This is a genomic window from Streptomyces sp. NTD91, from assembly GCF_059510455.1.
The window spans coordinates 478,793-503,108 of record NZ_JCAJZW010000001.1 but is presented as its reverse complement, the minus strand read 5'-3'; the positions used below and the strand labels follow the sequence as shown (position 1 = coordinate 503,108).

23 protein-coding genes and 3 pseudogenes are annotated in these 24,316 nt (G+C 70.7%); 11 read left to right on the top strand and 15 right to left on the bottom strand.

From position 1 onward, the window contains the following. Positions 1–56 precede the first annotated feature (56 nt). The 3 genes from AC5WRT_RS02350 to AC5WRT_RS02340 form a co-directional block, all read right to left on the bottom strand. On the bottom strand, positions 57–1,358 hold the full coding sequence (locus tag AC5WRT_RS02350) for a PP2C family protein-serine/threonine phosphatase (RefSeq protein ID WP_496091945.1): 1,302 nt from the start codon (positions 1,356–1,358) through the stop codon (positions 57–59). A gap of 350 nt (positions 1,359–1,708) precedes the next feature. After that, positions 1,709–2,776 carry a C40 family peptidase gene (locus tag AC5WRT_RS02345; RefSeq protein ID WP_496092011.1) on the bottom strand — a complete coding sequence of 356 codons (1,068 nt, stop codon included), beginning with the start codon at positions 2,774–2,776 and terminating at the stop codon, positions 1,709–1,711. Positions 2,777–2,969: 193 nt separating this feature from the next. Beyond that, positions 2,970–3,707 carry a class I SAM-dependent methyltransferase gene (locus AC5WRT_RS02340; protein WP_496099890.1) on the bottom strand — a complete coding sequence of 246 codons (738 nt, stop codon included), beginning with the start codon at positions 3,705–3,707 and terminating at the stop codon, positions 2,970–2,972. 282 nt (positions 3,708–3,989) lie between these two features. On the opposite strand from AC5WRT_RS02340, the gene mshA reads away from it, so the two are divergent. Together mshA and AC5WRT_RS02330 are read left to right on the top strand one after the other, a co-directional pair. Then, positions 3,990–5,327 carry a D-inositol-3-phosphate glycosyltransferase gene (gene mshA / locus AC5WRT_RS02335; protein ID WP_496091944.1) on the top strand — a complete coding sequence of 446 codons (1,338 nt, stop codon included), beginning with the start codon at positions 3,990–3,992 and terminating at the stop codon, positions 5,325–5,327. After that, positions 5,320–5,820, top strand: a complete 501-nt coding sequence (locus AC5WRT_RS02330) for a type III secretion system chaperone family protein (protein WP_496091943.1) — start codon at positions 5,320–5,322, stop codon at positions 5,818–5,820. Before mshA ends, AC5WRT_RS02330 begins: the two co-directional genes overlap by 8 nt. A gap of 58 nt (positions 5,821–5,878) precedes the next feature. Here the strand turns inward: AC5WRT_RS02330 and AC5WRT_RS02325 are convergent. Together AC5WRT_RS02325 and AC5WRT_RS02320 are read right to left on the bottom strand one after the other, a co-directional pair. After that, positions 5,879–6,125 (bottom strand): annotated as a pseudogene (locus AC5WRT_RS02325) (putative DNA-mimic protein); the annotation flags it as partial. Between the two features lie 33 nt (positions 6,126–6,158). Next, positions 6,159–7,007 (bottom strand): AraC family transcriptional regulator, encoded by an 849-nt coding sequence (locus tag AC5WRT_RS02320; protein WP_496091942.1) that lies wholly within the window; start codon positions 7,005–7,007, stop codon positions 6,159–6,161. On the opposite strand from AC5WRT_RS02320, the gene AC5WRT_RS02315 reads away from it, so the two are divergent. Next, entirely contained in the window at positions 7,006–7,431 is a 426-nt protein-coding gene (locus tag AC5WRT_RS02315) for a DUF2000 family protein (protein WP_496091941.1), read from the top strand. The genes AC5WRT_RS02320 and AC5WRT_RS02315 overlap by 2 nt on opposite strands. A 24-nt stretch (positions 7,432–7,455) precedes the next feature. On the opposite strand, the gene AC5WRT_RS02310 is transcribed toward AC5WRT_RS02315, so the two are convergent. Continuing rightward, positions 7,456–7,929: a carboxymuconolactone decarboxylase family protein gene (locus AC5WRT_RS02310; RefSeq protein WP_496091940.1), complete on the bottom strand. Its 474-nt coding sequence runs from the start codon at positions 7,927–7,929 to the stop codon at positions 7,456–7,458. Between the two features lie 536 nt (positions 7,930–8,465). On the opposite strand from AC5WRT_RS02310, the gene AC5WRT_RS02305 reads away from it, so the two are divergent. Next, positions 8,466–8,708 carry a hypothetical protein gene (locus AC5WRT_RS02305; protein ID WP_496091939.1) on the top strand — a complete coding sequence of 81 codons (243 nt, stop codon included), beginning with the start codon at positions 8,466–8,468 and terminating at the stop codon, positions 8,706–8,708. A 409-nt stretch (positions 8,709–9,117) separates the two neighbouring features. On the opposite strand, the gene AC5WRT_RS02300 is transcribed toward AC5WRT_RS02305, so the two are convergent. Continuing rightward, positions 9,118–10,371: an MDR family MFS transporter gene (locus AC5WRT_RS02300; RefSeq protein ID WP_496091938.1), complete on the bottom strand. Its 1,254-nt coding sequence runs from the start codon at positions 10,369–10,371 to the stop codon at positions 9,118–9,120. Positions 10,372–10,563: 192 nt separating this feature from the next. On the opposite strand from AC5WRT_RS02300, the gene AC5WRT_RS02295 reads away from it, so the two are divergent. After that, positions 10,564–11,325, top strand: a complete 762-nt coding sequence (locus AC5WRT_RS02295; RefSeq protein WP_496091937.1) for a phosphoglyceromutase — start codon at positions 10,564–10,566, stop codon at positions 11,323–11,325. A 217-nt stretch (positions 11,326–11,542) separates the two neighbouring features. Here AC5WRT_RS02295 and AC5WRT_RS02290 read toward each other — a convergent pair. Together AC5WRT_RS02290 and AC5WRT_RS02285 are read right to left on the bottom strand one after the other, a co-directional pair. Further along, positions 11,543–11,667 (bottom strand): annotated as a pseudogene (locus tag AC5WRT_RS02290) (site-specific integrase); the annotation flags it as partial. Between the two features lie 33 nt (positions 11,668–11,700). Next, positions 11,701–12,438 (bottom strand): LAETG motif-containing sortase-dependent surface protein, encoded by a 738-nt coding sequence (locus AC5WRT_RS02285; RefSeq protein WP_496099876.1) that lies wholly within the window; start codon positions 12,436–12,438, stop codon positions 11,701–11,703. Here AC5WRT_RS02285 and AC5WRT_RS02280 point away from each other — a divergent pair. After that, positions 12,428–12,667 carry a hypothetical protein gene (locus tag AC5WRT_RS02280; protein WP_496099875.1) on the top strand — a complete coding sequence of 80 codons (240 nt, stop codon included), beginning with the start codon at positions 12,428–12,430 and terminating at the stop codon, positions 12,665–12,667. The genes AC5WRT_RS02285 and AC5WRT_RS02280 overlap by 11 nt on opposite strands. Before the next feature lie 385 nt (positions 12,668–13,052). Here the strand turns inward: AC5WRT_RS02280 and AC5WRT_RS02275 are convergent, their stop codons facing one another. Both AC5WRT_RS02275 and AC5WRT_RS02270 read right to left on the bottom strand, forming a co-directional pair. Continuing rightward, positions 13,053–13,559 (bottom strand): nitroreductase family deazaflavin-dependent oxidoreductase, encoded by a 507-nt coding sequence (locus tag AC5WRT_RS02275; protein ID WP_496091934.1) that lies wholly within the window; start codon positions 13,557–13,559, stop codon positions 13,053–13,055. A 223-nt stretch (positions 13,560–13,782) separates the two neighbouring features. Further along, positions 13,783–14,008 (bottom strand): annotated as a pseudogene (locus tag AC5WRT_RS02270) (replication initiator); the annotation flags it as partial. Between the two features lie 820 nt (positions 14,009–14,828). Here AC5WRT_RS02270 and AC5WRT_RS02265 point away from each other — a divergent pair. Beyond that, positions 14,829–17,483 carry an N-acetylmuramoyl-L-alanine amidase gene (locus AC5WRT_RS02265; protein ID WP_496091933.1) on the top strand — a complete coding sequence of 885 codons (2,655 nt, stop codon included), beginning with the start codon at positions 14,829–14,831 and terminating at the stop codon, positions 17,481–17,483. A gap of 49 nt (positions 17,484–17,532) precedes the next feature. On the opposite strand, the gene AC5WRT_RS02260 is transcribed toward AC5WRT_RS02265, so the two are convergent. Next, on the bottom strand, positions 17,533–17,748 hold the full coding sequence (locus AC5WRT_RS02260; protein WP_496099874.1) for a hypothetical protein: 216 nt from the start codon (positions 17,746–17,748) through the stop codon (positions 17,533–17,535). A gap of 382 nt (positions 17,749–18,130) precedes the next feature. On the opposite strand from AC5WRT_RS02260, the gene AC5WRT_RS02255 reads away from it, so the two are divergent. Continuing rightward, a complete protein-coding gene (locus AC5WRT_RS02255; RefSeq protein ID WP_496091931.1) occupies positions 18,131–18,766 on the top strand; it encodes a hypothetical protein in 636 nt (211 codons plus the stop codon). 420 nt (positions 18,767–19,186) lie between these two features. Here the strand turns inward: AC5WRT_RS02255 and AC5WRT_RS02250 are convergent, their stop codons facing one another. Further along, complete coding sequence (locus AC5WRT_RS02250) at positions 19,187–19,342, bottom strand: hypothetical protein (RefSeq protein WP_496091930.1); 156 nt, start codon at positions 19,340–19,342, stop codon at positions 19,187–19,189. A 116-nt stretch (positions 19,343–19,458) separates the two neighbouring features. Continuing rightward, complete coding sequence (gene phoU / locus AC5WRT_RS02245; RefSeq protein ID WP_496091929.1) at positions 19,459–20,148, bottom strand: phosphate signaling complex protein PhoU; 690 nt, start codon at positions 20,146–20,148, stop codon at positions 19,459–19,461. A 180-nt stretch (positions 20,149–20,328) separates the two neighbouring features. On the opposite strand from phoU, the gene phoR reads away from it, so the two are divergent. Further along, complete coding sequence (gene phoR, locus AC5WRT_RS02240; protein WP_496091928.1) at positions 20,329–21,633, top strand: two-component system sensor histidine kinase PhoR; 1,305 nt, start codon at positions 20,329–20,331, stop codon at positions 21,631–21,633. 5 nt (positions 21,634–21,638) lie between these two features. Further along, the gene (gene phoP / locus AC5WRT_RS02235) at positions 21,639–22,310 is read left to right on the top strand and encodes a two-component system response regulator PhoP (RefSeq protein ID WP_496092009.1); all 672 of its coding nucleotides are present in this window, start codon (positions 21,639–21,641) and stop codon (positions 22,308–22,310) included. Positions 22,311–22,421: 111 nt separating this feature from the next. On the opposite strand, the gene AC5WRT_RS02230 is transcribed toward phoP, so the two are convergent. Continuing rightward, positions 22,422–23,111, bottom strand: coding sequence for a copper chaperone PCu(A)C domain-containing protein (locus AC5WRT_RS02230; RefSeq protein ID WP_496099873.1), 690 nt, complete (start codon positions 23,109–23,111; stop codon positions 22,422–22,424). Between the two features lie 614 nt (positions 23,112–23,725). Between AC5WRT_RS02230 and AC5WRT_RS02225 the strand changes: the two genes are divergently transcribed. Continuing rightward, positions 23,726–24,208: a CarD family transcriptional regulator gene (locus tag AC5WRT_RS02225; RefSeq protein ID WP_003953493.1), complete on the top strand. Its 483-nt coding sequence runs from the start codon at positions 23,726–23,728 to the stop codon at positions 24,206–24,208. Positions 24,209–24,316 lie beyond the last annotated feature (108 nt).

The window sequence follows — 24,316 nt, the reverse complement described above, 5'->3', positions numbered from 1 at the left end:
GTGTGCGGCCACGGACTGCGCACCCGGCGTAGGCGACGGATCCCCGGAAATCCGGTCTACGGCGTCCTGTCCAGCAGCACCACGGCGACATCGTCGGTCAGTTCCCCGCCGTTGAGGTCCCGCACCTCGCTCACCGCGGCCCGCAGCAGCTCCTCCCCGCGCAGCCCCTCGGCCAGCTGCCGGCGGATCATCGATACCATCCCGTCCTGACCCAGCCGCTCCCCTCCCTCGCCGACCCGGCCCTCGATCAGGCCGTCGGTGTAGAGCATCAGGCTCCACTCGGAACCCAGCTCCACCTGCATCCGCGGCCAGCGTGCGCCGGACAGCAGGCCGAGGGCGGGGCCGTTGTTGTCGTACGGCAGCAGGCGGGCCTGCCGTCCGGGGCGGGCGAGCAGGGGGGCCGGATGCCCGGCCAGGCACAGGCCCGCGCGGCGCCCGTCGGGCGCGATGTCCACCGTGCACAGGGTCGCGAAGATCTCCTCGTCGGCCCGCTCGTGCTCCAGCACCTGCTGCAGGGTGCCGAGCAGTTCGTCGCCGCACAGGCCCGCCAGGGTCAGCGCCCGCCAGGCGATGCGCAGCTCCACGCCGAGCGCGGCCTCGTCGGGGCCGTGGCCGCAGACGTCGCCGATCATGGCGTGCACGGTGCCGTCGGGGGTGCGTACGGCGTCGTAGAAGTCGCCGCCGAGCAGCGCCCGCGAGCGGCCGGGGCGGTAGCGGGCGGCGAAGCGCAGCGAGGAGCCCTCCAGGAGGGGCGTGGGCAGCAGCCCGCGCTCCAGCCGGCGGTTCTCCTGCGCGCGCAGCCGGCCCTCCGCCAGCCGCCGCTCGGCCGTGTCGGAACGTTTCCGCTCCACCGCGTACCGGATGGCGCGGCTGAGCAGCCGGCCGTCCAGCTCGTCCCGGAAGAGGTAGTCCTGCGCGCCGACGCGTACGGCCTCGGTGCCGCGCTCGGCGTCGCCGGAGGCGGTCAGGGCGAGCACCGCATGGCGGGGCGCGAGCCGGAGCACGTGCTTGAGCACGGCCAGCTCGTCGTCGCTGTCGCTGCGGCCCGGCGCCGGGAGCGCCAGGTCGAGCAGGATGCAGTGGACGTCGTCGGTCAGCAGGCGCTCGGCCTCGGTGAGGTTGCGGGCGGTGCGCACGCGGATCGGCTTCCCGGCCGAGTCCAGCAGGTCGGGAACGATCGGGGAGCCGGCCGGATCGTCCTCGATCAGCAGCAGGGTGAGAGTGGCGCCGCTGCCACTCGTGGGCGCGGCGTCGCGGTGGGCCTCTTCCTTGAGGGGGCCGCCGACTGCGGAGGCGGCCTCAGCCTGACCACTCTCCACGGCCGGGATCGCTCTCTGCCGCGGTACGGGTACGGGCATCGTCTTGGGTTCCTTCCCTCCCCCCGAGGGCACGGTGGCGCCGAGGGTCTCGATGCCACCGACGGGGACCATAGCGGGTGGTCGCGCCCCGATGGAATGGTGTGAGCCGCGTCGCTCCCGCGCAGGCCGTTGTCATATGCCGCGTTCTATAACGCAGTTGGACAGGCCGCCGGACGAGCGGGAATGACGAAGCTCACGTCCGGCCGAGGTTTGGGCTGGGGTTGGGCGTGCGGTGCGTCACATGAGCTGGGTCACGGGGATTCCCGGGGGCCCCGGAATGCGCGAGCGACCCTGCCTCACCGTCACTCGCCGGCCTCCATGGCCGACGGCCCCGCGCACCCGCCGCAGGCCTACGCGTCCGGCCGTACGACCCCCAGGATCGGCATCGAGCCGGCGCCCGCGATCGTCACGTCGCGCCCCGGGCGCGGGGCCTGGATGATCGCGCCGTCGCCGATGTAGATGGCGACATGGCTGGCGTCGTCGAAGTAGAGGACCAGGTCTCCGGGGCGCATGTCCTTGATGCCGACGTGCTTGAGCTGCTTCCACTGCTCCTGCGAGGTGCGCGGGATGGGATGGCCGGCCGCCGCCCAGGCCTGGGAGGTCAGGCCGGAGCAGTCGTAGGATTTCGGGCCCTCGGCGCCCCAGACGTACGGTTTGCCGAGCTGGGCGGTGGCGAACGCGACGGCCTTCTCGCCCTGCGCGGACGCCTTGCCGTGGATCCGCTTGAGGATGCCGGTGTCCAGCCACTGCGTCTGCGCCTTCAGTGCCGCCTGGTCCTCCAGTTGGGCGAGCCGCTCCCGGTCCTTCTTCTCGAGCTGGGACTCGAGCTTCTCGGCGGCGGAGATCTGCCGCTGGATCCGCTTCTTCGCGGTGGCCTCGGCCCGGCGCTCGGCGTCGAGTTGCTCCCACTGCTCAGCGGCGTCGGCGGCGTACGAACGCAACTGCTTCTGCGTGCCGGCCAGTTCGCTCATCAGCGCCTTCGTCGCCCGCTGGCCCTGCAGGACCAGTCCGGCGCCGTCCAGGACCTGCCCGGGGTCGTCGCTGAGCAGGAACTGGGCGGTGGGCGGGATGCCCCCCGTGCGGTACTGCTCGCGTGCGGCGGCGCCCGCCTGGTCCGTGAGGCCGGCGAGCCGCCGCCGGCCCGCGTCGATCTTCCTGGCCAGCGCGACGATGCGGGCGGACTGCTGCTTGGCCTTCTCCTCGGCCGCGTTGTAGGCGTCGGTGGCGACGGCCGCGTCGTGGTAGAGCCGGTCGAGCTCCTCGCGGACCTTCTCCAGGTCCTTGCCAGGCGGGGGAGTCGGTGAGGTGCTGGGGCGAGGTGCCGGTCCGGCGAAGGCCGTGCCGGGCGCCGCCAGCACGGTCACGGCGCAGACCACCGTCACGGCGGCCGAGAGGATGCTGCGCTTGCCCCAGCCCATCACACGTGCCCCCAAAGCTGATTTACCGTCAGTAACTTACGACTCCGGGGGGATGGTGTCACGTTGCGCCACAAAACGACAGTGTTCAGAGGTGCTCGTTCCCCCGGGTGGCCGCCCCGACGCGACGATCTCCCCGCCGATGTGACGAACGGCGCGACAGGTTCGTTCCGTACCGCCTCCCCGAACGGGTGATTCAGCCCCGGGGTGCCAAGGCCGTCCAGGCCACGGTCACTTCGCCCTGCCGCCAGCGGGCGGGGGCGTCCGTCACCGGCCAGTCGGCCGTCAGGTCCCGTACCGCGCGCAGCCAGCGCTGGCGGGCGCCGTAGGCGGCGAAGGGCGCGGCGGCGGCCCAGGCGCGGTCGAAGTCGCGCAGGAAGGCGTGCACCGGCTCGCCGGGGACGTTGCGGTGGATCAGTGCCTTCGGCAGCCGCTCGGCGAGGTCCGAGGGCCGGTCCAGGGAACCCAGCCGGGTGGCGAACGTGACGGTCCGCGGGCCCTCCGGGCCGAGCGCCACCCACACGTGCCGCCGCCCGATCTCGTCGCACGTGCCCTCGACCAGCAGCCCGCCGCGCGAGCCGGCGCCGGCCGGGGCGAGCCGGGCGCACAGCCGCGCCCACACGGCGGCGACCTCGGTCTCGTCGTACTGGCGCAGCACGTTGGCCGCCCGGATGAGCACCGGCCGTCCCGGCACCGGCACCTCGAAGCCGCCGTGCCGGAAGGTCAGCCCCTCCCGTTCGTACGGCTTCGCCGCCGCGACCCGCGCCGGTTCGATCTCGATGCCGGTCACACACGTACGGGGCGCGGCCGTCCGCAGCCGGCCGAGCAGTTCCACGGCGGTCCAGGGGGCGGCGCCGTAGCCGAGGTCGACGGCCACGGGGGCCGCGGCGCGGCGCAGCTCCGCGCCGTGGGTCGCCGCTATCCAGCGGTCCATGCGGCGGAGCCGGTTGGGGTTGGTCGTCCCGCGCGTCACCGTTCCCACGACCGGTGTCCCCCCGCTCGAGCGAGGCCGGGAGCGGGGGAGGGACGCTGGGCGGGCTGTCATGCGTACGAGAGTAGGCGGCGCGACATGTCGAACGGTTGCTCGAGCGATGGTAATGATTGGGCAAAGCGCCGTGATCGGGAAATGGCGAGGCCCCCCGGCACTGTTGGACCTGTGCGGAGGGCGAGCTCGGTCCTCCGTCCGGCATGCTCGCAGCAAGGAGAGGACCGCCACGTGAGCCAGTACGTGAGCAGGCTCGGGCGACGCTCCCCGTCGGCCGCGTCACGGCTACGACTGCACCGCAGGCCCCGCAGGGTGGCCATGCTCTCCGTGCACACCTCCCCGCTCCACCAGCCCGGTACCGGCGACGCCGGCGGCATGAACGTCTACATCGTGGAGCTGGCCCAGCGGCTGGCCGCCCACGGCATCGAGGTGGAGATCTTCACCCGCTCCACGGCCGGCGGACTGCCCGCAGCCGTCGACCTGGCCCCCGGGGTCCTGGTCCGGCACGTCGACGCCGGCCCCTACGAGGGCCTCGCCAAGGAGGACCTCCCGGCCCAGCTGTGCGCCTTCACCCATGGCGTGATGCAGGCCTGGGCCGGCCACCGCCCCGGCTACTACGATCTCGTCCACTCCCACTACTGGCTCTCCGGACACGTCGGCTGGCTCGCCGCCCAGCGCTGGGGCGTGCCTCTGGTGCACGCCATGCACACCATGGCCAAGGTCAAGAACGCCAACCTGGCCGACGGCGACACCCCCGAGCCCCCCGCCCGGGTCATCGGCGAGACCCAGATCGTGGCCGCCGCCGACCGGCTCGTCGCCAACACGACGGAGGAGGCCGGCGAACTGGTACGGCACTACTCCGCCGACCCCGCGAAGGTCGCCGTCGTCCATCCGGGCGTCAATCTCGACCGTTTCCGGCCCGCCGACGGCCGTGCCGCCGCCCGCGCCCGTCTCGGCCTCCCGCAGGACGCCCTGATCCCGCTCTTCGCCGGCCGCATCCAGCCGCTGAAGGCCCCGGACGTGCTGCTGCGCGCGGTCGCCGTCCTCCTCGACGAGTGCCCGGAGCTTCGCTCGCGCATCCTCGTCCCGGTCGTCGGCGGCCCGAGCGGCAGCGGGCTGGCCAAGCCGGAGGGGCTGCAGAAGCTCGCCGCCCGGCTCGGCATCGCGGACGTCGTGCGGTTCTGCCCGCCGGTCGGCCAGGAGCGGCTCGCGGACTGGTTCCGGGCCGCTTCCGTGCTGGTCATGCCGTCCTACAGCGAGTCCTTCGGGCTGGTGGCGATAGAGGCGCAGGCGGCCGGCACGCCGGTGCTCGCGGCCTCGGTCGGCGGCCTGCCGGTGGCCGTGCGCGACGGCGACACCGGATTCCTGGTCCAGGGTCACGACCCCGCCGACTACGCCCGCGTACTGCGCCGTTTCGCCGACGAGCCGGACCTGGCCGCCCGGACGGGCCGCGCCGCCGCCCGGCACGCGCAGTCCTTCGGTTGGGACCGGGCGGCCGCCGAGACCGCGGACGTCTACACGGCCGCGACCCTGGCGCACCGCCGTCGCGTACCCTCCCACCATGGGTGATGTCGAGAAGGCCGGACAGGTCCTGGAAGGCGTCCTGAAGGACGCCGAGCTGGAGTGGGAGAGCCCCGAGCCCGGGAATTACGTGGTCAGGCTCCCGGGCACACGCAAGCTGTCCACGACGGTCTCCTTCCTCGTCGGCCGTCACTCGCTGTCGCTGAACGCCTTCGTCATCCGGCACCCCGACGAGAACGAGGCCGGTGTCCACCGCTGGCTCCTGGAACGCAACCTCAAGCTGTACGGCGTCAGTTACGCCGTCGACCGCCTCGGCGACATCTACGTCGCCGCGCGCCTGCCGCTCGCCTCCGTCACCCCCGACGAGATCGACCGCCTCCTCGGCCAGGTCCTCGAAGCGGCCGACGGCGCCTTCAACACCCTTCTGGAGTTGGGCTTCGCCTCCTCCATCCGCAAGGAGTACGCCTGGCGGGTGTCCCGGGGCGAGTCCACCCGGAATCTGGACGCGTTCAGGCATCTGATCGAAAACCCGACGGACTGACGTACCGCACCGCCCCTTCCCCCCCACCCGAGCCACAGCGGCATGCTCACGCCTGACGCATGGCCGCGGCCACGTACTCCGGCTCCCGCAGCAGGGACTGCGAGCTGCCCGACGGTCCGCGACGATCTGATCGGTCCCGCCGTCCGCCCGCGAGGAGTTCGTCGTCGTACAGCGGGTGCGGGAAGTCGGCCGGCACGTACGCGCCCGTGTGGTCGTAGTGCCACACCAGATGGGACTGCTGTGCCGTGGACTCGAACATCTCCAGCAACTGCTCGTAGCCAGCCCAGTTCGTCCACCGGCACCACGGACGCCGTACGCCCGCGCAATCCGTACGAGGCTCAGCGTGAACTGACGCGGTAGCGCCCCGGCGTCACCCCGACCAGCTTCCTGAAGTGCCGGGTGAGATGGGCCTGGTCGTAGAACCCGCTGGCCGGGGCCACCTCGCCCGGCGCCAGCCCGTCCAGCAGCAGGCGCCGGGCGCGCCCGATCCTGCGGGACATCAGGTACTGGTGCGGGGCGATGCCGTAGGCGCCGCTGAACGCCCGCACCAGGTGGGCGGGGTGGGCGTGCAGCAGACGCGCCGCCTCCTGGAGCGACACGCCCTCGACGACCCGGGCGTCGAGCAGCTCCCGCAGCCGCCGGCCGAGAACCGTGTCCCGGCGGTCCCGCGGCGGGTCCGTGCGGCGCCGCAGACGGTCCCGCAGCCGCTCCCCGACGAGGGTCAGCCGGCTCTCCGCCTCCAGCTCGTCACCGGGCCGGGCCAGGGCCGCGTGCAGCTGCCCGACGCGGAGCCGCAGCGCCGGATCCCGCAGATCCGGCGTGTCGACGGCGGGACCGATCAGATCGTCGCCGAGCCGGCTGCCGTCCAGATACACCACCCGCTTGCGGAAGCCCTCCGGGGTGGCCGGGGAGCCGTTGTGCGGCACGTGCGGCGGCAGCAGCGTGACGGTGTCGTGCGGAGTGCCGTGCTCGTGCCGGTCGAGGTCGTACCGTACGGCCCCGTCGTCCACGATCAGCAGCGTCCAGGCGTCGTGGACGTGCATCGGGTAGGCGTACTCCGTGAAGTGGGCGTGGAAGACCTCGGTGACGCCCGGGACACGGGGGCGCCACGCGCTGACTTCCTGCCGGGCGGCCACGCAAAGAACGTACAAGACCACGCCGTACGACGCCCGGCAGTCTCGTTCCATGAGCGCTGAACCCATCCGTTTCGACACGAAGATCGCCGTGCTGCTGCGCGAGGACCTGGAACCCTGGCAGCGGCTCAACGTCACCGCGTTCCTGGTCAGCGGCCTCGGCAGCCAGGTCCCCGAGGTGATCGGCGAGCCCTACGAGGACGCGGACGGCGTCGGCTACCTGCCCATGTTCCGCCAGCCGGTGCTGGTCCTCGAGGGCTCCAAGGAGACCCTGAAGGCCGCCCACGAGCGCGTGCTGCGCCGCGCCCTGCCCCGGGCGGTGTTCACGGCCGACCTGTTCGCCACGGGCCACGACGGCGACAACCGCGCGGCGGTGCGAGCCGTACCGACCGCGGAGCTGGACCTGGTGGGTCTCGCGGTGTACGGCCCGCGGGGCGGGGTGGACAAGGCCCTGAAGGGGGCGCGGATGCACCCATGACGCCGGCGGCCCGGCTCTTCCGGGTCAGTCGAACATGCCGGGCCGGTAGTCGCCGGCGGGCTGCTGGACGATGACGTTGACGCGGTTGTACGTGTTGATCAGGGCGATCAGCCCGACCAGCGCGGCGAGCTGCTCCTCGTCGTAGTGCTTGGCGGCGTTCGCCCAGACCTCGTCCGGGACGCCGCCGGCCGCGTCGGCGATCCGGGTGCCCTGCTCCGTCAGCTCCAGCGCGGCCCGCTCGGCGTCGCTGAACACCGTGGCCTCCCGCCAGGCGGCGACCAGGTGCAGCCGCTGGGCCGTCTCGCCGGCGGCCGCCGCGTCCTTGGTGTGCATGTCGGTGCAGAACCCGCAGCCGTTGATCTGGCTGGCCCGGATCTTCACCAGTTCCTGCGTCGCGGCCGGCAGGGTGGAGTCCGAGACGACCTTGCCCGCCGAGTTGATGTACTTGAGGAACTTGCCGGCGACAGGGGTGCCGTAGAGGTTCAGCCGAGCGTCCATGGTGTGCTCCCTGCGTGCTTTCCGATGGCTACACCTCCCTGACGGATCGGTCCGGGCGGATGTGACAGGCGTGGGTGTGGCCTGCGTCACTGGGATGTCGGCGGCGGGCGGGAGGCTCTGCGTGTCGGGCGCCGCCGGAGCGCGGACCCCCCTTCCGGTGGCCTTCTCCGGTGCCCTTCGGTCCTGTCGGATCCCCCTGTGAACCGAATCTGCACAGCGCGTACGCAACCCCGGCGCGTACGGGGCCGGTTGGTGGGGAGTTGTCCGGGTCGACGCGGCGGGAGGCAAGAGCTGTGGGACGCCTGTGCGCCGCCGCGTGTGGAGGATCTGGCCCCAACGCGTGACCGTACGTGCACGGATGCGTCGTCCCGGGCCCCAACCGGGCCCGTGGCAGCGGTGGTCGGCTGGATGCCCGGCACGCTCCGTGGTTTGATCGCTCGCACCGCCGGGATCGCGCCAGGTGTCCTGAAAGGACGGCGCACGCCCGCGGTCGCGGCCCATCGTCTGTCCCCCAGCGGGCCGCTTCCCCTCGGACCATGTGGACCATCCATGCGAAGGGCAGTTTCCTCATGAACGCCGCTCACCAGATCCAGACCGCCGAGATCACCGACGCCGAGCTCGACACCGTCTCCGGCGGCCTGGCCCCCCAGGCCAGCCTCACCGCCGACTCCACGACCCTGAGCACCGCCGACGCCCTGTCGCAGCTCGGTGCCGTCCAGGGCGAGGTCATGGGCGCCCTCGGCCAGCCCCACCAGATCGGTATCGACCTCGCGTTCTGATCCCGGCACTGCTGCCCCCCGCCGGGTGGACCGGTGGGGGGCGGTCGTGTGTGCGGTGTGTCCCGGGTGGCCCGGTGGGTGGCTGCTCAGGTGTCCTGGCCGGCGAGGTGGCGAGAGACCCACACGGTCCGCAGCCCCTTACGCCCGAGCCGTCCCCGCCACGCCACGGCCGCCACGCGCCGCGACGGGACCCGCCCCGGCCTCCCGGACGGGGCCGGCTCTTGAAGGGTCAGGTCGCGCGAGCCCTCAGGCGTTCCCCTCCTTCCGCCCCCGGCCCTCGCAGTGCTTCCCGCGCCCGGGCCCTCACGCACCCGAGCGCGCACCCCGGCCCTTCACGCACCCGAGCCACACGCCCCGACGCCGGCCGCACCCGAGCCCCGCACCCCGGCCCTCAGGTGCCGGCGATCCTTCACGCCGCGCTGACCTCGGCCTCGGAGTCCGTTCGCGGGGGCGCCACGGCCGGGCCCGCCTTCGGCAGTCCGCGCATGAGCAGCCCGTACCCCAGCCCGGCGACCGTCCCGATGACCGCGCACGTGCCCCACAGCCACTGCGCGCCCCAGTTGTCGATGACCGCGCCGGACATCAGCGGGGCGACCAGCGCGGCGACGGACCAGGACAGCGTGTACACGCCCTGGTAGCGGCCGCGCCCGTGGACCGGGGAGAGCCGGACCACGAGGCCGGTCTGGGTCGGGGCGTTGACGATCTCGGCGAGGGTCCACACGCACACGGTGACCATGAAGACGCCGACCGAGCCGGCGAACGCGGTGAGCCCGAAGCCGTACCCGGCGAGCAGCGAGGAGGCGACCAGCAGGGTGCGCGGGTCGCGGTGCTCGATGAACCGGGTGACCGGGATCTGCAGGGCGACGATCAGGATGCCGTTGACGGCGACGGCGAGGCCGTAGTCGGCGGGCGAGAACCCGGCCCGGCCCATGGCCACCGGAAGTCCCACGGACCCCTGCTGGAAGACCAGCGCGACCAGGAAGGACAGCCCGACGACGGCCATGTACCGCCCGTCGCGCAGCACGGTACCGAGCCCGATCCCGGCCTCCGCCTGCCTGGCCGTGGCCGTGGGCCGGGACTCGGGCAGCCTGAGGAAGACGACGAGGGCGCAGACGGCGGTCATCCCGGCCTCGATCAGGAACCCGGCGAGATAGCTGAACTCGGCGATGAACCCGGCGGCCGTGGAGGAGACGGCGAAGCCGAGGTTGATGGCCCAGTAGTTGAGGGAGAAGGCGCGGACGCGGTCCTCGGGCCGGACCATGTCGGCCATCATCGCCTGTACGGCGGGCCGGGAGGCGTTGGAGGCCATGCCGACGAGGAAGGCGACGGCGGCGATGGCGACGGGATCGGTCATGAACCCGAGCAGCGCGACGGACGCGGCGGTGGCCGACTGGGCGACGAGCAGCGTCGGCCGCCGTCCCAGCCGGTCGGCCATCACCCCGCCGGCGAGGGAGGAGACGACCCCGCCGAGGCCGTGCAGCGAGGCGACGAGACCGGCGTACGACGCCGAATACCCACGGTCGAGGGTGAGGTAGAGGGCCATGAAGGTGGCCACGAAGGCGCCGAGCCGGTTGATCAGGGTGCTGGTCCACAACCACCAGAACTCGCGGGGGAGGCCGGAGACGGTCTCCCGTGCGGCACGTCTGAGACTGGCGGCGGACATGGCAGGACCCCCCATGGATCGGCGGACGCCCGGTCGGGCGGCGTGAGCAGATCGGTCAGTAAGCGGCTCAAGCGGTATGCACAACTTACATACCGGGTCCGTCGGTGGCCACTCGATTAACAGACGACGCCGACGGTCCACCCATCGGTCGGCCGGGGCGACGCCCCGAACGGGTGGATTACGCTCTGACCCATGGCCGACGCACCGTACAAGCTGATCCTCCTCCGCCACGGCGAGAGCGAGTGGAACGCGAAGAACCTGTTCACCGGCTGGGTGGACGTCAACCTGAACGAGAAGGGCGAGAAGGAGGCAGTCCGCGGTGGCGAGCTCCTGAAGGACGCCGACCTTCTCCCGGACGTGGTCCACACGTCTCTCCAGAAGCGCGCGATCCGCACGGCCCAGCTGGCCCTCGAGGCCGCGGACCGCCACTGGATCCCGGTCCACCGCAGCTGGCGCCTGAACGAGCGCCACTACGGCGCCCTCCAGGGCAAGGACAAGGCGGCCACGCTGGCCGAGTTCGGCGAGGAGCAGTTCATGCTCTGGCGCCGCTCCTACGACACCCCGCCGCCGCCGCTCGCGGACGACTCGGAGTTCTCCCAGTTCGACGACCCGCGCTACGCGACGCTCCCGCCGGAGCTGCGCCCGAGGACGGAGTGCCTGAAGGACGTCGTCCACCGGATGCTTCCGTACTGGTTCGACGCCATCGTCCCCGACCTCCTGACCGGCCGCACGGTCCTGGTCGCGGCCCACGGCAACTCGCTGCGCGCCCTGGTCAAGCACCTGGACGGCATCTCCGACGCCGACATCGCGGGCCTGAACATCCCGACCGGCATCCCGCTCTGCTACGAGCTCGACGCCGGCTTCAAGCCGGTCACCCCCGGCGGCAGGTACCTCGACCCCGAGGCGGCCGCGGCGGCGATCGAGGCGGTCAAGAACCAGGGCAAGAAGAAGTAACCCAGACCGAAGAAGCCCCCTACCTGCGGTTTTGCTGTCAGGAGGGGGCTCTTCTGCGTGCTGGGGCCGTGTCTGGGCCGTTGGGCTCAGAAGCGATGCTCACGCGGACCGCGACGAGGAACGCCGCCAAGGCGACGACGGCTACGTCAGCGCCGGACCGGACCCAAGATCTTGGTCCGGGGCCTTTGGCATCCACTTCTGACGTCAACGTGGGTGGTCACTGACACCCAGGCCGCTTCCGCAACAGCCGATCCATGTGACTCATGGCCTCGCGCTGCGTGTCCTGAACGACGTGGGTGCACACGTCATCGTGATGTTGATCCGGGAGTGGCCCAGGATCTCCTGCTTGCCGCCGCGGTCGCGGCTTTGTTCGCGTCAGGCCGTGGCGCCGCCCGACTTGCGGCGACGCACGACGAACATCGCGCCGGCGCCGACTACGACGGCCGCACCGCCGATACCGGCGATCAGCGGGGTCGCGGAGGAGGCACCGGTGTGGGCCAGCGAGCCGTTGCTCGCCGCGGTCGTGTCGGAGACCGGGACGACGTGGGAGTCACCGTTCTTGGCCGGGGCCTTGGACGGCAGCGGGGCCTCGCCGCCGGTCTGCGGGAGCGGGGTGGAGCCGGTGGTCTTCGTACCCGGCTTGACGATGTCGATCTTGTAGGCGGCGGAACCCGTGGCCTCACAGTTGTTCGTCGTGTCCGGGTAGACGCCAAGTCCGATGGTGAGGGCCTTGCCCACCGGAGCGTTGTTCGTGACGTTCAGCCGGAAGCTGAGGTCGACCGAGGTCTTGCCGGGCAGGTCTCCGGGGCCCAGGGAGCCGAGGGCGTACTTGCCGTCGTCCGTGACGTCGAACCACTGCTTGGCATCCGGGTCGTACGCCTGGAGTGCGACCTGCTTGAGGGTGAACGGGTTGTCGCTGTTCAGCGGACCGACGCCTGCGGCGAGCGTGATGTCCTTGATGGCGTCCTTGGACGGGTTGGTCACCGCCATCTTGAACGGGTGCCAGCCGCTGCCCTTCGCTATCTTGCCGGGCAGGCCGCTCAGCGCTATCCGGAGGGTGGCCTTGTAGTTCGGGTTCTGGTCCTCGCAGAACGCGAGGTCGGTGGGCTCCACGGTCGGCGTGCCGGTCGGCACGGCCGAGGCGGAGTCAACCGGAACCGGGGACCCGGCGGAAGCGGACCCGCTCGCCGTGACGGAGGCCGCCGCGCTCGCGGTCGCGGAGGCCGTGGCACCGGTGGAGGAGGTGTCCGTGGCCCCCTCGGACGAGGAGGCGGTGGGGGCGTCGGCCGAGGCGCTGGCGCTCGCGGTGGGAGCGGCCGAGGTCGAGCCGTCATCGGCGTAGGCTGCGGTTGCCATGGTCAACGCAGCGGGGGCGACGGCAGCGGTCGTCGCGACCGCCACAAGGGCACGGCGAAGCTTCATGAGACCTCTTCTACGCAAGGAAAGAGAACAGAGAGGCCGTAGCGGTGGTGGGGGCACGCGGTTCGGCAGGCGTTGATCCTACGACCGCTGGATGACAATGAACGGGCGCTCTGCCAGCGGCTGGATCCGGCCACGACCAGACCGACGGCCGCGGATCAGGACGAAAGGTGCAGTTGCTCTCGGTGCGCCGAATTTCTCCGTGAAGAACATCACGCATCTGGTGCAACTTTTGCATGACGCAAAAAGGGATCCCCCGTACTTCGCTCACGTCTGCGGTCGGGTTCCGGCTGTGACTGACGGACCGGTCACCTCGACCGGGAGCGGCTGTGGGAGTCCAGTCGTACGAAGGGAATGACCCTGCCCGCGTCCCGGAACCCGGCTTCACTGCCGCCCGTTGGCAAACCCATGAAACCGCACAAGCGGCAAGCCGTCCGAGCGTGCCGGCGGGCGTAGCGCCCCATGATCTCGACGCCGTCGTCCGGGGTGAGGAAGTGTGCCGTGACGGCGTGGTGGCGGTTGCGCACCTGGACGACGGTCTTCGGTTGTGCCCGCAAGTTGCGGTACCAGGCCGTCCCGGCGCCGAAGCCGGAGGCGACCGTCCAACTGCCGGCATCCGGCTCATGCTCCACCACTTCCAGCACCACCCACCGGTCCAGTCCGGTTACACGGCCTGTGTGCTGCAGCAGCAAGAGGTGCCGACCGAAGATCCATCCCAGTCCCGCGCGGAACGCGACGATCGGCAGCCGCGCCACGAAGTGCTGCCAGCCCACGGAAAGTCGAGGCCGGGCGGGTGCGGTCTGTCTGCGGGACATCCTTCGCCTTCTGGAGTTTCGGGCATGTCGGCTCCTGGCCTCTCCTGGGTATGGGGGCCGAGGCGGGAACCGCTGACCGGGAGAACCATTGCATAGTCTAAAGGTGGCGGTGCCTCTGTGACAGAGGTGGTCGGGCGGCTCTTGATCGCTGTGGGGGCACTCCCCGACGACGATCACGGCACGCCAGTCCATCTTGACGGTCCGGTAACGACTGGTATCCGTTGTGGTCGCTGATGGCGAGCTGGGCAAGTTCGGCGACGAACTTCAACGGGCGGTCGTCGTGGCCGTCTCGGTGCCCGTAGCGGCGTACTTGGCGATGTACGCCGCTACGGCCCGCTCGGTCAGCTCCTGGCCGTCGTCGAAGTCGGCCGTGCGGATGGTGCGGACGTCGAGCCGGCGGCCGAAGGCGAAGGTTGGGCTCGGCCGTCGATGACCGGGCCGTCGACGTGGCGTGCGTTCACCGGAGCAGAAGAACGAACTCGACCGACCGGCCGCTGGTTCGGCTGTGCGTCCGAAGTGCTCGGCCCTCCGCATCTGCACAAGTCGAGGATCTCGCATCGTCTGACGATCATGCGTCAGGCCGGGCTTTCACACCCCAGGCCGAGGGCCGCAACCGCTAGGTACAGCTGCGCCTCGACGACTGGACAGGACGATCTTGATGTCGTACAGCGTCCGAAACAACATCACCCAGGTGGACATCGGCCGCATGGCCCACGCCCAAGTCTTCGGGGTCAAGGCCCATCCGAACCCAGGCCCGCCAGGGCTCGGACCGATGGACGCTCACGCCTCCCCGACAGCGGACTCGAATTCTCCCGGCGAAAGTTGTCCGCTCAGGCGCCTGTCCCCACCGCACAAGGATAGGCAAACGGATAGATCCCGGTGAGAAAGGCCGCTTGAACTACGACGGGGCGCAGCTCTATCCACGGCCCTGACCTGTACGTTCACCGGAACTGAACTGCACGGACGACCGAGAGACATGTCATATGCACCTACCGGGCGCCGAGGTGACCTGCTAACGTCCGCACGCCGCCCCCTCGGTTGGCCGAAATGTGGCCAAAAACAGGATGGGACGATCTTTTGAATCGCAAGCAGCGAAAACACCGCCGGCCCGGGGTGCGGGTGGGGCTGGCGGCCGGGGGCGTGCTCGCGCTGGTCGCGGTGGGAATCTCGGCCGTGGCGCAGGCGAGCCAGTCGGGTGGCTCGCGGCCGACCGCGGTTGCTCCCACTGCCCTGCAGCATGAGTTCGCCTCTGCAGCACGGGAGTTCCACGTGCCGCAGAGCGTGCTGATGGCGGTGGCCTACCAAGAGAGTCGCTGGGACACCCACGCCGGCCGGCCGAGTATGACCGGCAACTACAACGTGATGGGGCTCACGCAGGTGACCTCGGCGATGGTGCACAAGCCGTCGGTGAGTGAGCGCAGGCGGGAGTTGGACCTGCGGGGTGAGGACCGCCCGGGATCCTTCCATCCGTCGAAGCACGTGCTTGCTGACGTGGGCAGCGTGCAGACCGGCGCACCCGCACTGCACACGCTGGACCGGGCGGCGAAGCTCGTGGGCGCACCGGCTGCGTCGCTGCGGAGCGACATGAGACAGAGCGTGCGCGGAGGCGCGGCGCTGCTGGCCGAGTACGAGCGCGCCGCGACCGGCGGACTACCGGCCGACGAGTCGCGGTGGTACGCGGCGGTGGAACGTTACAGCCAGTCGCCGGACAGCCGTGGCGCGGCGCAGTTCGCGCAACGGGTCTACGCCCACATACGTTCGGGGATCAGCCGTGTGACGGCCGACGGCCAGCAGGTGACGCTCGATGCGCGGCCAGGGCTGAAGCCGCAGACGAGCACGGCTGCCTACTCGACCACCGACAGCACGCACACCGGCTACGCCACCGCCGCGGAGGCAAGCTACACCAGCACCACGGCAACCACGGCGACCAGCACCCCGGCCCCGGAGTGCCCGTCCGGTCTGGCGTGCGACTTCGTGCCCGCGGCGTACCAGCAGACCAGTTCCACGGACACGACGCAGTACGGCAACTACGACGTCGCGAACCGACCCTCGGACGGTGACGCGATCAAGTACATCGTCATCCACGACACCGAGAGCGATTACTCCTCGGCGGTCGGCCAGTTCCAGGATCCGACCGCCGGCGCCAGCGCCCACTACGTGATCCGCTCCTCCGACGGGCTGGTCACGCAGATGGTGCCCAACGCGGACGTCGCCTGGCATGCGGGCAACTGGTACATGAACCAGCACGCCGTAGGCATCGAACACGAGGGTTACGCGCTCCAGGGCGCGAGCTGGTACACGGAGTCGGAGTACGAGTCGTCCGCCGCGCTGGTGAAGTACCTCGCGGGCAGGTACGGTATCCCACTCGACCGCGAGCACATCATCGGCCACGACGACGTCACCGGCCCGCTCGACGCGTACGTCTCCGGCATGCACTGGGACCCGGGCACGTACTGGGACTGGAACCACTACATGTCCCTCCTCGGTGCGCCGGCGAACAGCAACCCGGCCGGCTCGCCCCTCGTCGTCGGTGAAGTGGTGCGGATCGCACCGCCGTTCAGCACGTCGTACGAACCGCCCGTCAACGGCCAGTCGGCGCAGCCCGCCAACTTCGTCTACCTGCGTACCTCGCCGTCGAGCAGTGCATCACTGATCACGGATCCGTACTTCTCCTCCGGCTCGACCGACGCCTCCGACTGGAGCGACAAGGCGGTCACCGGCGAGGACTTCGTGGTTGCCGCACAGCAGGGCGACTGGACCGCGATCTGGTACGCCGGCATGGAGGCGTGGTTCTACAACCCGCACGGCTCGTACACGGTTCCGGTCTCCGACACCTCCGCGTTCACGGTGGTCACCGCCCGCGACGGTGTCAGCTCCATCCCGGTCTACGGTCGCGCCTACCCCGAGGCGAGCGCGTACCCGAGCGACCTCACCCCGCAGCCGGTGACGCCGCTCACCAAGTACTCGATCCCCTCCGGGCAGTCGTACGTCTCCATCACGAAGGAGACGTCGGACTACTACCGTTCGACGACGTACGACGGCAGTGCCCCGCACGACCGGACAGTGATCGCCGGCACCACCACCTACTACCCGATCCGCTACAACCACCGGTTGGCATACCTGAGTTCGGCAGATGTGAAGGCGGTCTCGGCCGTGCCTGGTCCGGCCGCCTCACCGCGACAGGACGTCATCGCCCGCGACACCTCGGGCGACCTGTGGCAGTACCAGGGCACGGGCGTGGCGTCGGCGCCGTTCCTGTCGCGGTACAAGATCGGCTACGGATGGGGCGGCTACAACGCCATGACGGCGATGTCGGCCTTCCACGCCGACGGCACGGGCGACATGGTCGCCCGCGACGGCTCGGGCAACCTCTGGTATTACCAGGGCAGCGCCAACCCGTCGGCCCCCTTCAAAGCGCGGGTGAAGGCCGGCTACGGCTGGGGCGGCTACACCATGGTCGGCATGGGAGACCTGACCGGTGACGGCAAGCCGGACCTGCTGGCCCGCGACTCCTCCGGGAACCTGTACGTCTACCCCGGAACCGGCAGCACGACTTCGCCCTTCGGGTCGCGCATCAAGGCCGGCTACGGCTGGGGCGGCTACACCATGGTCAACTGCGGCGACCTCACGGGTGACGGCAAGCCGGACCTGCTGGCCCGCGACTCCTCCGGGAACCTGTACGTCTACCCCGGAACCGGCAGCACGACTTCGCCCTTCGGGTCGCGCATCAAGGTCGGCTACGGCTGGGGCGGCTACACCATGGTCGGCCCCGGTGACCTGACCGGTGACGGCAAGCCGGACCTGCTGGCCCGCGACTCCTCCGGGAACGTGTACGTCTACCCCGGCACCGGCAGCCCGACGGCGCCGTACGGCTCCCGGAACAAGATCGACACCGGCTGGAACATCTACAACACCGTCGTCTGATCGGAAACACCTCGTCATCCAAGGCCGAACCCGGCCCTGTCCAGGGGCTTCACGCCGCCACCGGCGTCCCTGGCAGGGACGGGGAGACCGATCCGATGCGTACCGTCCGGCCAACCGGCCCCATCCGATCCGTGCGGCGTACCCCCGGAGCGGGCCGGCCCAGCAGTGCGGTGTCGACGAGCGAGCCCGCCGAAGCGGCGAGGGTGGTCATGTACAGCGGCGCGGCCGCCCTGGCGATGGTCAGGAATGCGCTGCGGTCGCCCACACGTCCTCATCCTGCCCCAACGTCACTGCTGTGCCCAGCAGTTGAAGGACTCCGGGCGCGGGAACCGCATCTCGCCCCGGGCCCCGCGCACGGGTGCGACCAGCACGCCCTCCGTCACGGGAGCGGCGACACCGTCACCCACGCTGCCACCGGCCCATCGCCGTCAAGAGCGGGAAACACTGCGAGAGGCCGCACAGGCCGGAGAAGCCGCGCAGGCCGGGGAGGCCGCAGCACCACCGACGGCGGAAGAGACGCCCCTGCCCGCGTGGCATCTCCGTCGGGGAGCCGGTTTTTTCCGTGGCGGTGACCCCCCTCCATCCCGCTACGCTCCCTCCGGAGGTCGCCCGTGGGAATGTCGTGGTTGTACGAAGTTCTGGAACCGATGCCCGATGCGGCGACCGGTCTGCGGCGTGCCCGGGAGCTGTTGCGGGAGCTTGCCGACTGGGCGGAGGAGCCGGAGCCGCCCGAGGTCGGGCCGGTGGTCACGGCGGAGCAGTTCGCTCACGCGTGCCGGTTCTTCCGCAAGGGGCGGTTCACGACACGGACGGGGCGGCGGTTCCCGGAGACGGGTCTGGAGGACTTCTGGACGCGGCTGACGGCGCTGGGGGTGCCGAGGGGCGTCTCTCCCTACGAGGTCGAGGTGGAGCTGACGCCCGACCTCGAGGTGCTTTGGCCGCTTCCGCAGGAGGTGTGGCTGGAACTGTGGTGGGAACAGCGACCGCCGTTCGCGCATTCCGATCCCGAGTCGTGCACGGAAGCCGAAGTCGACGCCATGGTCGCGGACCTCGGCCCGCTGTCCCTCGACGTCCACTGGTACGCCTCGTTGCGTGGGCTGCCGTCCAGCAAGCTGTGCGGTGTCCAGTTGTGCCTCAACGGCGTCTGGACCTCGCAGTGCTCCGAACCGGCGCAGGGCACGCACGGCGTCTATCTCTCCATCGGGACCAGGAACCGGGACGTGCAGGACGAGTGGCTCGCGGCCACGGGCCTGCCGCTGGGCGAACCGATGACCGGCTGGTAGACCGCGTTCGGTTCCGGGCTTCACCCGCTTCCGGCCCGACGCGCTCAACAGCAGGAACCAGGCGGCCGTCCACCACGACCGTCGCTCTGGGCATGGCAGCGCGACGGTACGGACGACGACATGGTGCAGCAGCTGCCCGACGGCCTTGAAGTCGGTCGGGCCTGGTACACCACCGACGACGGCACGACCTGGCACGGCGCCACGGCCAAGCTGCCCGGCGGCAAGTGGACCACGGCCGTCCACAACCCGGCCCCCGGCCGCGTCGGCCTGCGCTCCACGGTCACGGACACCCACGGCGACAGTGCGACGACCACGGTGTGCGACGCCTACGCCGTGAGCCGACGCCGTACACGCGAAGAGCCGGTGCGAAGCCGCTTCACACCGGCTCTGCGGTGGCAATCGGCGGGGGCGGCTGGGTCCTCAGCCGCACTGGCAGGGGCCGCCCGACTGGCATCCGCATCCGCAGCCCGAGCCGCAGCCGCACGCGGCGATCAGCGGAAGGCTTCTGGTCTCGGCGGGCTGGTCGGTCTCGCGCTCACGCGTGGGGTCGGGCGTGGTGCTGGGGGATTCGGCCATGGGACCCTCCTGGACGCTGGGGCGGGGATGCCCTCGCCCATTGGATGCCCGTTTCCCTGGGCGCATCAACGGCGCACGGAGGCGCTCGCACGCCCCCGTGCTCCGCACCCGCCGGGTTATGCGCCCTCGACGCCCGTCACCGGCTGGATGTCCGCCTGGAGCTCGTCCGCGTGCTCGCCCGTGACCAGGTAGACGACCCGCTTGGCGACGGCCACGGCGTGGTCGGCGTACCGCTCGTAGTAGCGGCCGAGCAGGGTGACGTCGACGGCCGTCTCGATGCCGTGCTTCCAGCGATCGTCGATCAGGTGCTGGAACAGCGTGCGGTGCAGCAGGTCCATCTCGTCGTCGTCCTGTTCCAGCTGCAGCGCGAGGTCGACGTCCTTGGTGATGATCACCTCGGCGGCCTTGGCCATCAGGCGCTGCGCGAGCTGGCCCATCTCCAGGATCGTGGCGTGCAGGTCCTGCGGCACGGCGCGCTCGGGGAAGCGCAGCCGGGCCAGCTTCGCCACGTGCTGGGCGAGGTCGCCGGACCGCTCCAGGTCGGCGGACATGCGCAGCGAGGTGACGACGATCCGCAGGTCGGTCGCCACCGGCTGCTGCCGGGCGAGCAGGGCTATGGCCCGCGCCTCCAGATCGTGCTGGAGTTCGTCGACCTTCTGGTCCGCCTCGATCACGCTCTCGGCCAGCTTCAGGTCGGCGTCCAGGATGGCGGTCGTGGCGCGCCCGATCGCCGACCCGACCAGCCGGGCCATCTCCACCAGACCGTCGCCGATCGAGTCCAGTTCCTCGTGGTACGCGTCCCGCATCAGGGTTCCCTCTCATAGGTGTGCTTGGTCCCCACGCTCCCACGTTCTGCCCCGCACGCGTCCGTTTCCGCCACCCCAAATGAACCATTACTGGCCCCAAGGTGAACTCTGGGCGACGAGTGTCCGAGGTCCCACCCTCGAGGCTGGGGGGATGTCGTACGCCCTGCTTAACCTGGAGGCATGGACGTGAACGCGGCGGTCGCCGCAGCGGCAGCGATCGCCGGGGTGCTCACCGGTGTCATCGCCATGCTGGCGTTCCGTTGGAGCGAACGCGACCAGAAGCGACCGACCAGGACTTCCTTGCACATCGATCCCGTACTCCCGCCGGGCGTGGACACCGTGCTGTCCGTGCTCCGTTCCTCGGCCGTCGTCCTCGACGAGGCCGACACCGTCGTCAAGGCCAGCTCCGCCGCCTACGCCCTCGGGCTGGTTCGCGGCGGCAAGCTCGCCGTGGAGCCCATGCTCCAGATGGCCAGGGACACCAGACGCGACGGCGAGATACGGCAGGTCGAACTGGACCTGCCCCGGCGCGGCACCGGGCGGGGAGAGGCCCTCGCCGTCTCCGCGCGCGTGGCTCCGCTCGGCTCCCGCCTGGTCCTGCTGCTCGTCGAGGACCTGACCGAGGCGCGCAGGATCGAGGCCGTACGACGGGACTTCGTGGCCAATGTCAGCCACGAGCTGAAGACTCCCGTCGGTGCGCTCTCCCTGCTGTCCGAGGCGGTCATGGACGCCTCCGACGACCCCGAGGCCGTGCAGCGGTTCGCGGGTCGCATGCAGATCGAGGCGACCCGCCTGACCAACCTGGTCCAGGAGCTGATCGACCTCTCCCGGGTGCAGAACGACGACCCGCTGGAGGACGCCGAGCCCGTCCGCGTGGACGAGCTGGTCGCCGAGGCCATCGACCGCTGCCGCCACCAGGCGGGCACCAAGCAGATCACCATCGCCACGAACGTGTCCGCGCCGGAAGGCCCCGATCCGGGTGCTGGGCGACGGGCGGGCGGCGCGGTCGACCTGCACGTCTGGGGCAACCGCGGGCAGCTGGCCGCCGCCCTCGGCAACCTCGTCGAGAACGCCGTGAACTACTCCCCGGCCCGCACCCGCGTCGGCATAGCCGCCCGCCGGGTCGGCGCACCCGGCGGCGACATGATCGAACTCGCCGTGACGGACCAGGGCATCGGCATCTCCGACAAGGACAAGGAGCGCATCTTCGAGCGCTTCTACCGCGTCGACCCGGCCCGCTCACGGGCGACCGGCGGCACCGGTCTGGGTCTCGCGATCGTCAAGCACGTGGTCGCCTCGCACGGCGGGGAGGTCACGGTATGGAGCGCCGAAGGCCAGGGCTCCACGTTCACCCTGAGGCTGCCGGAGGCGGGTGCGGCCCGCGACCGGGCAATGCAGCACCCCGACCCCGACCTCGACGACGAGGCCGGCACCACCGAGTCATCCCCGTACGAACCGCTTCCCGCCCCGGAGGTCCTTCCGTGACCCGAGTGCTCGTCGTCGAGGACGAGGAGTCCTTCTCCGACGCCCTGTCGTACATGCTCCGCAAGGAGGGCTTCGAGGTCGCCGTCGCGGCCACGGGCCCCGACGGACTCGACGAGTTCGAGCGCAACGGCGCCGACCTCGTCCTCCTCGACCTGATGCTGCCGGGTCTGCCCGGCACGGAGGTGTGCCGCCAGCTGCGCGGCCGCTCCAGCGTCCCCGTGATCATGGTGACGGCCAAGGACAGCGAGATCGACAAGGTCGTCGGCCTCGAGATAGGGGCCGACGACTACGTCACCAAGCCTTTCTCCTCCCGTGAGCTGGTCGCCCGCATCCGTGCCGTGCTGCGCCGCCGCGGCGAGCCGGAGGAGGTCGCCCCGGCCGCGCTCGAGGCGGGCCCGGTCCGCATGGACGTCGACCGCCACGTGGTCACGGTCGCCGGCTCCAAGGTCGACCTCCCGCTGAAGGAGTTCGACCTGCTGGAGATGCTCCTGCGCAACGCGGGCCGCGTCCTGACCCGCATGCAGCTGATCGACCGCGTCTGGGGCGCCGACTACGTGGGCGACACCAAGACCCTCGACGTGCACGTCAAGCGCCTCCGCGCCAAGATCGAGCCCGACCCGGGCGCGCCGCGTTACCTGGTGACGGTGCGCGGGCTGGGGTACAAGTTCGAGCCGTAGGCCGTATCCGCAGGCCGCACCGGCTGGACGGCGAAGGGCGGCACCCCCGTGGTGGGGGTGCCGCCCTCGTGCGTACGACGGGTACGGCGGCTCAGTGGCCCGTACCGCCGCTCACTGGCCGGTGGCCGACTGGGACGCGGAGTCGCTCGGGGTCGCGCCGGTGCCCGTCGTCGCGGTGGTGCTCGCGATCGCCGACGGGGTGGCCCTGCCCTTGCCGTGCTTCGCCGGCTTGGTGCTGCCGGAGGCGGTGGCGCCCGGGGCCGGGGAGACCGTCGCCGGGGTGGACGGGATCTGGCTCGGACCCCACTTGTCGAAGTAACTGGTGGCCGGCACCACGAAGGCACGCAGGCTCACCGCACCGGTCTTGCTGAAGGTGAAGGTGATCTGCTGGGCGTTGCCGTCCTGGACCGACTCACGGCCGCTGGGCAGTTCGGCGGAGGCGTTGCCCTTGCCGCCGAGGATCAGCGAGCCGTGCGCCGGGACGGTCAGGCTGCCGCCCTTGGCCGGGGTCAGCTTGACGGTGTCGCTGCTGCCGGCGACGGAGACGGACTGCAGGGTCTCGTTCGTGCTGCCCTGGTTGAAGAGGGTCGCGGAGATCACCGCCGGACCCGTCGCCTTCAGGTCGGGCTGGGTGATGACCAGGGCGTTCTGGATCTTGATGTTGCCGACCGTGGTCGCGGCGTTGTCCGGCTTGATCTCCAGGGTCTGCGAGTTGTTGCCGGCGCCGCAGGCGGCGAGCGAGGCGATCGAGAAGACGATGGCGGAGGCGGCGAGGGCGCCGCGTCGAAGGCTGCTGCTCACGGCGGCGGCAACTCCTTGAACGCGCGGGCGGCTCCCCTTATAAAGCCGCCCTAAGGATCTGTCAGCGGCCTTAGGTTACCGAGCCGTTCCAGGGCCGCCGCACCCGACCCTCCCCAAGCGCCCCGCATGCCTCCGGCTGGGGTAGCGCGGACCTGTGGTCACAGCTGTCCCATGTGGCTCTCCCGTCACTTTGCCGAGCGCTCGTCCGGCATTCACATAACCGCGCGCAAAATTTCCGTGAAGGAATGCGCGATCGCTCGCCGAGCACCCCCGGAATTGATCACGCGCGACCCTCGGGACAGCCGTTGATCAATTCCGGAAACGGCCCGGATCCGCCTCCCGGCACCGAACGGAGTAGCGGAAGTCGTACGCTTGGAAGCGGACAAAACGGGGCGTTCGTCCACTTGGAGACGGCTCCGGGAGTGTGTAACCTACGCGTTTCACCTCGCCCGGAGAGCCCCTCCGACCTGCGAATTCCCGGTTCGCGAGGCCCCTCGCAGCACGTTCCTGTCGCAGTTGTCAAGCCCCGAGATATGCCCTGACCTGCGAAAACGCCATTCAGAAGACGGCGTATCCGTGTTACCCTGGATAGCCACGGAAGGGGTACCTGTCACATGACGTTCAAGGTTGGCGACACCGTGGTCTATCCCCATCACGGGGCCGCGCTGATCGAGGCCATCGAAACTCGCCAGATCAAAGGCGTGGACAAGACCTACTTGGTGCTGAAGGTCGCCCAGGGTGACCTGACGGTACGTGTGCCAGCGGACAATGCTGAGTTCGTGGGCGTGCGTGATGTGGTCGGTCAGGACGGGCTGGACCGGGTCTTCGAGGTGCTGCGCGCGCCGTACGCCGAGGAGCCCACGAACTGGTCCCGTCGCTACAAGGCAAACCTGGAGAAGCTCGCCTCCGGCGATGTCATCAAGGTCGCGGAGGTCGTGCGCGACCTGTGGCGCCGCGAGCGCGAGCGAGGGCTCTCCGCCGGTGAGAAGCGCATGCTCGCCAAGGCCCGCCAGATCCTGGTGAGCGAGCTCGCCCTCGCGGAGAACACCAACGAGGACAAGGCCGAGGCCCTGCTCGACGAGGTGCTCGCCTCCTGACGCGTCACGGTGGCGAATCCTCGCCTCCGTCCGGCTCAGTACGTACAGCACAGTGAGATGCCGCGGTGCCCGCTGACACTGACCGTGTCGCCGGGCGCTGCGGCATCT

Excerpts from the sequence above, each read along its gene's own strand:
- AC5WRT_RS02350 (WP_496091945.1), bottom strand. The coding sequence starts at position 1,358 with ATGCCCGTACCCGTACCGCGGCAGAGAGCGATCCCGGCCGTGGAGAGT.
- AC5WRT_RS02345 (WP_496092011.1), bottom strand. The coding sequence starts at position 2,776 with ATGGGCTGGGGCAAGCGCAGCATCCTCTCGGCCGCCGTGACGGTGGTC.
- AC5WRT_RS02340 (WP_496099890.1), bottom strand. The coding sequence starts at position 3,707 with ATGGACCGCTGGATAGCGGCGACCCACGGCGCGGAGCTGCGCCGCGCC.
- AC5WRT_RS02330 (WP_496091943.1), top strand. The coding sequence starts at position 5,320 with ATGGGTGATGTCGAGAAGGCCGGACAGGTCCTGGAAGGCGTCCTGAAG.
- AC5WRT_RS02315 (WP_496091941.1), top strand. The coding sequence starts at position 7,006 with ATGAGCGCTGAACCCATCCGTTTCGACACGAAGATCGCCGTGCTGCTG.
- AC5WRT_RS02320 (WP_496091942.1), bottom strand. The coding sequence starts at position 7,007 with ATGGAACGAGACTGCCGGGCGTCGTACGGCGTGGTCTTGTACGTTCTT.
- AC5WRT_RS02310 (WP_496091940.1), bottom strand. The coding sequence starts at position 7,929 with ATGGACGCTCGGCTGAACCTCTACGGCACCCCTGTCGCCGGCAAGTTC.
- AC5WRT_RS02305 (WP_496091939.1), top strand. The coding sequence starts at position 8,466 with ATGTGGACCATCCATGCGAAGGGCAGTTTCCTCATGAACGCCGCTCAC.
- AC5WRT_RS02300 (WP_496091938.1), bottom strand. The coding sequence starts at position 10,371 with ATGTCCGCCGCCAGTCTCAGACGTGCCGCACGGGAGACCGTCTCCGGC.
- AC5WRT_RS02295 (WP_496091937.1), top strand. The coding sequence starts at position 10,564 with ATGGCCGACGCACCGTACAAGCTGATCCTCCTCCGCCACGGCGAGAGC.
- AC5WRT_RS02275 (WP_496091934.1), bottom strand. The coding sequence starts at position 13,559 with ATGTCCCGCAGACAGACCGCACCCGCCCGGCCTCGACTTTCCGTGGGC.
- AC5WRT_RS02255 (WP_496091931.1), top strand. The coding sequence starts at position 18,131 with ATGCCCGATGCGGCGACCGGTCTGCGGCGTGCCCGGGAGCTGTTGCGG.
- AC5WRT_RS02250 (WP_496091930.1), bottom strand. The coding sequence starts at position 19,342 with ATGGCCGAATCCCCCAGCACCACGCCCGACCCCACGCGTGAGCGCGAG.
- phoU (WP_496091929.1), bottom strand. The coding sequence starts at position 20,148 with ATGCGGGACGCGTACCACGAGGAACTGGACTCGATCGGCGACGGTCTG.
- phoR (WP_496091928.1), top strand. The coding sequence starts at position 20,329 with ATGGACGTGAACGCGGCGGTCGCCGCAGCGGCAGCGATCGCCGGGGTG.
- AC5WRT_RS02225 (WP_003953493.1), top strand. The coding sequence starts at position 23,726 with ATGACGTTCAAGGTTGGCGACACCGTGGTCTATCCCCATCACGGGGCC.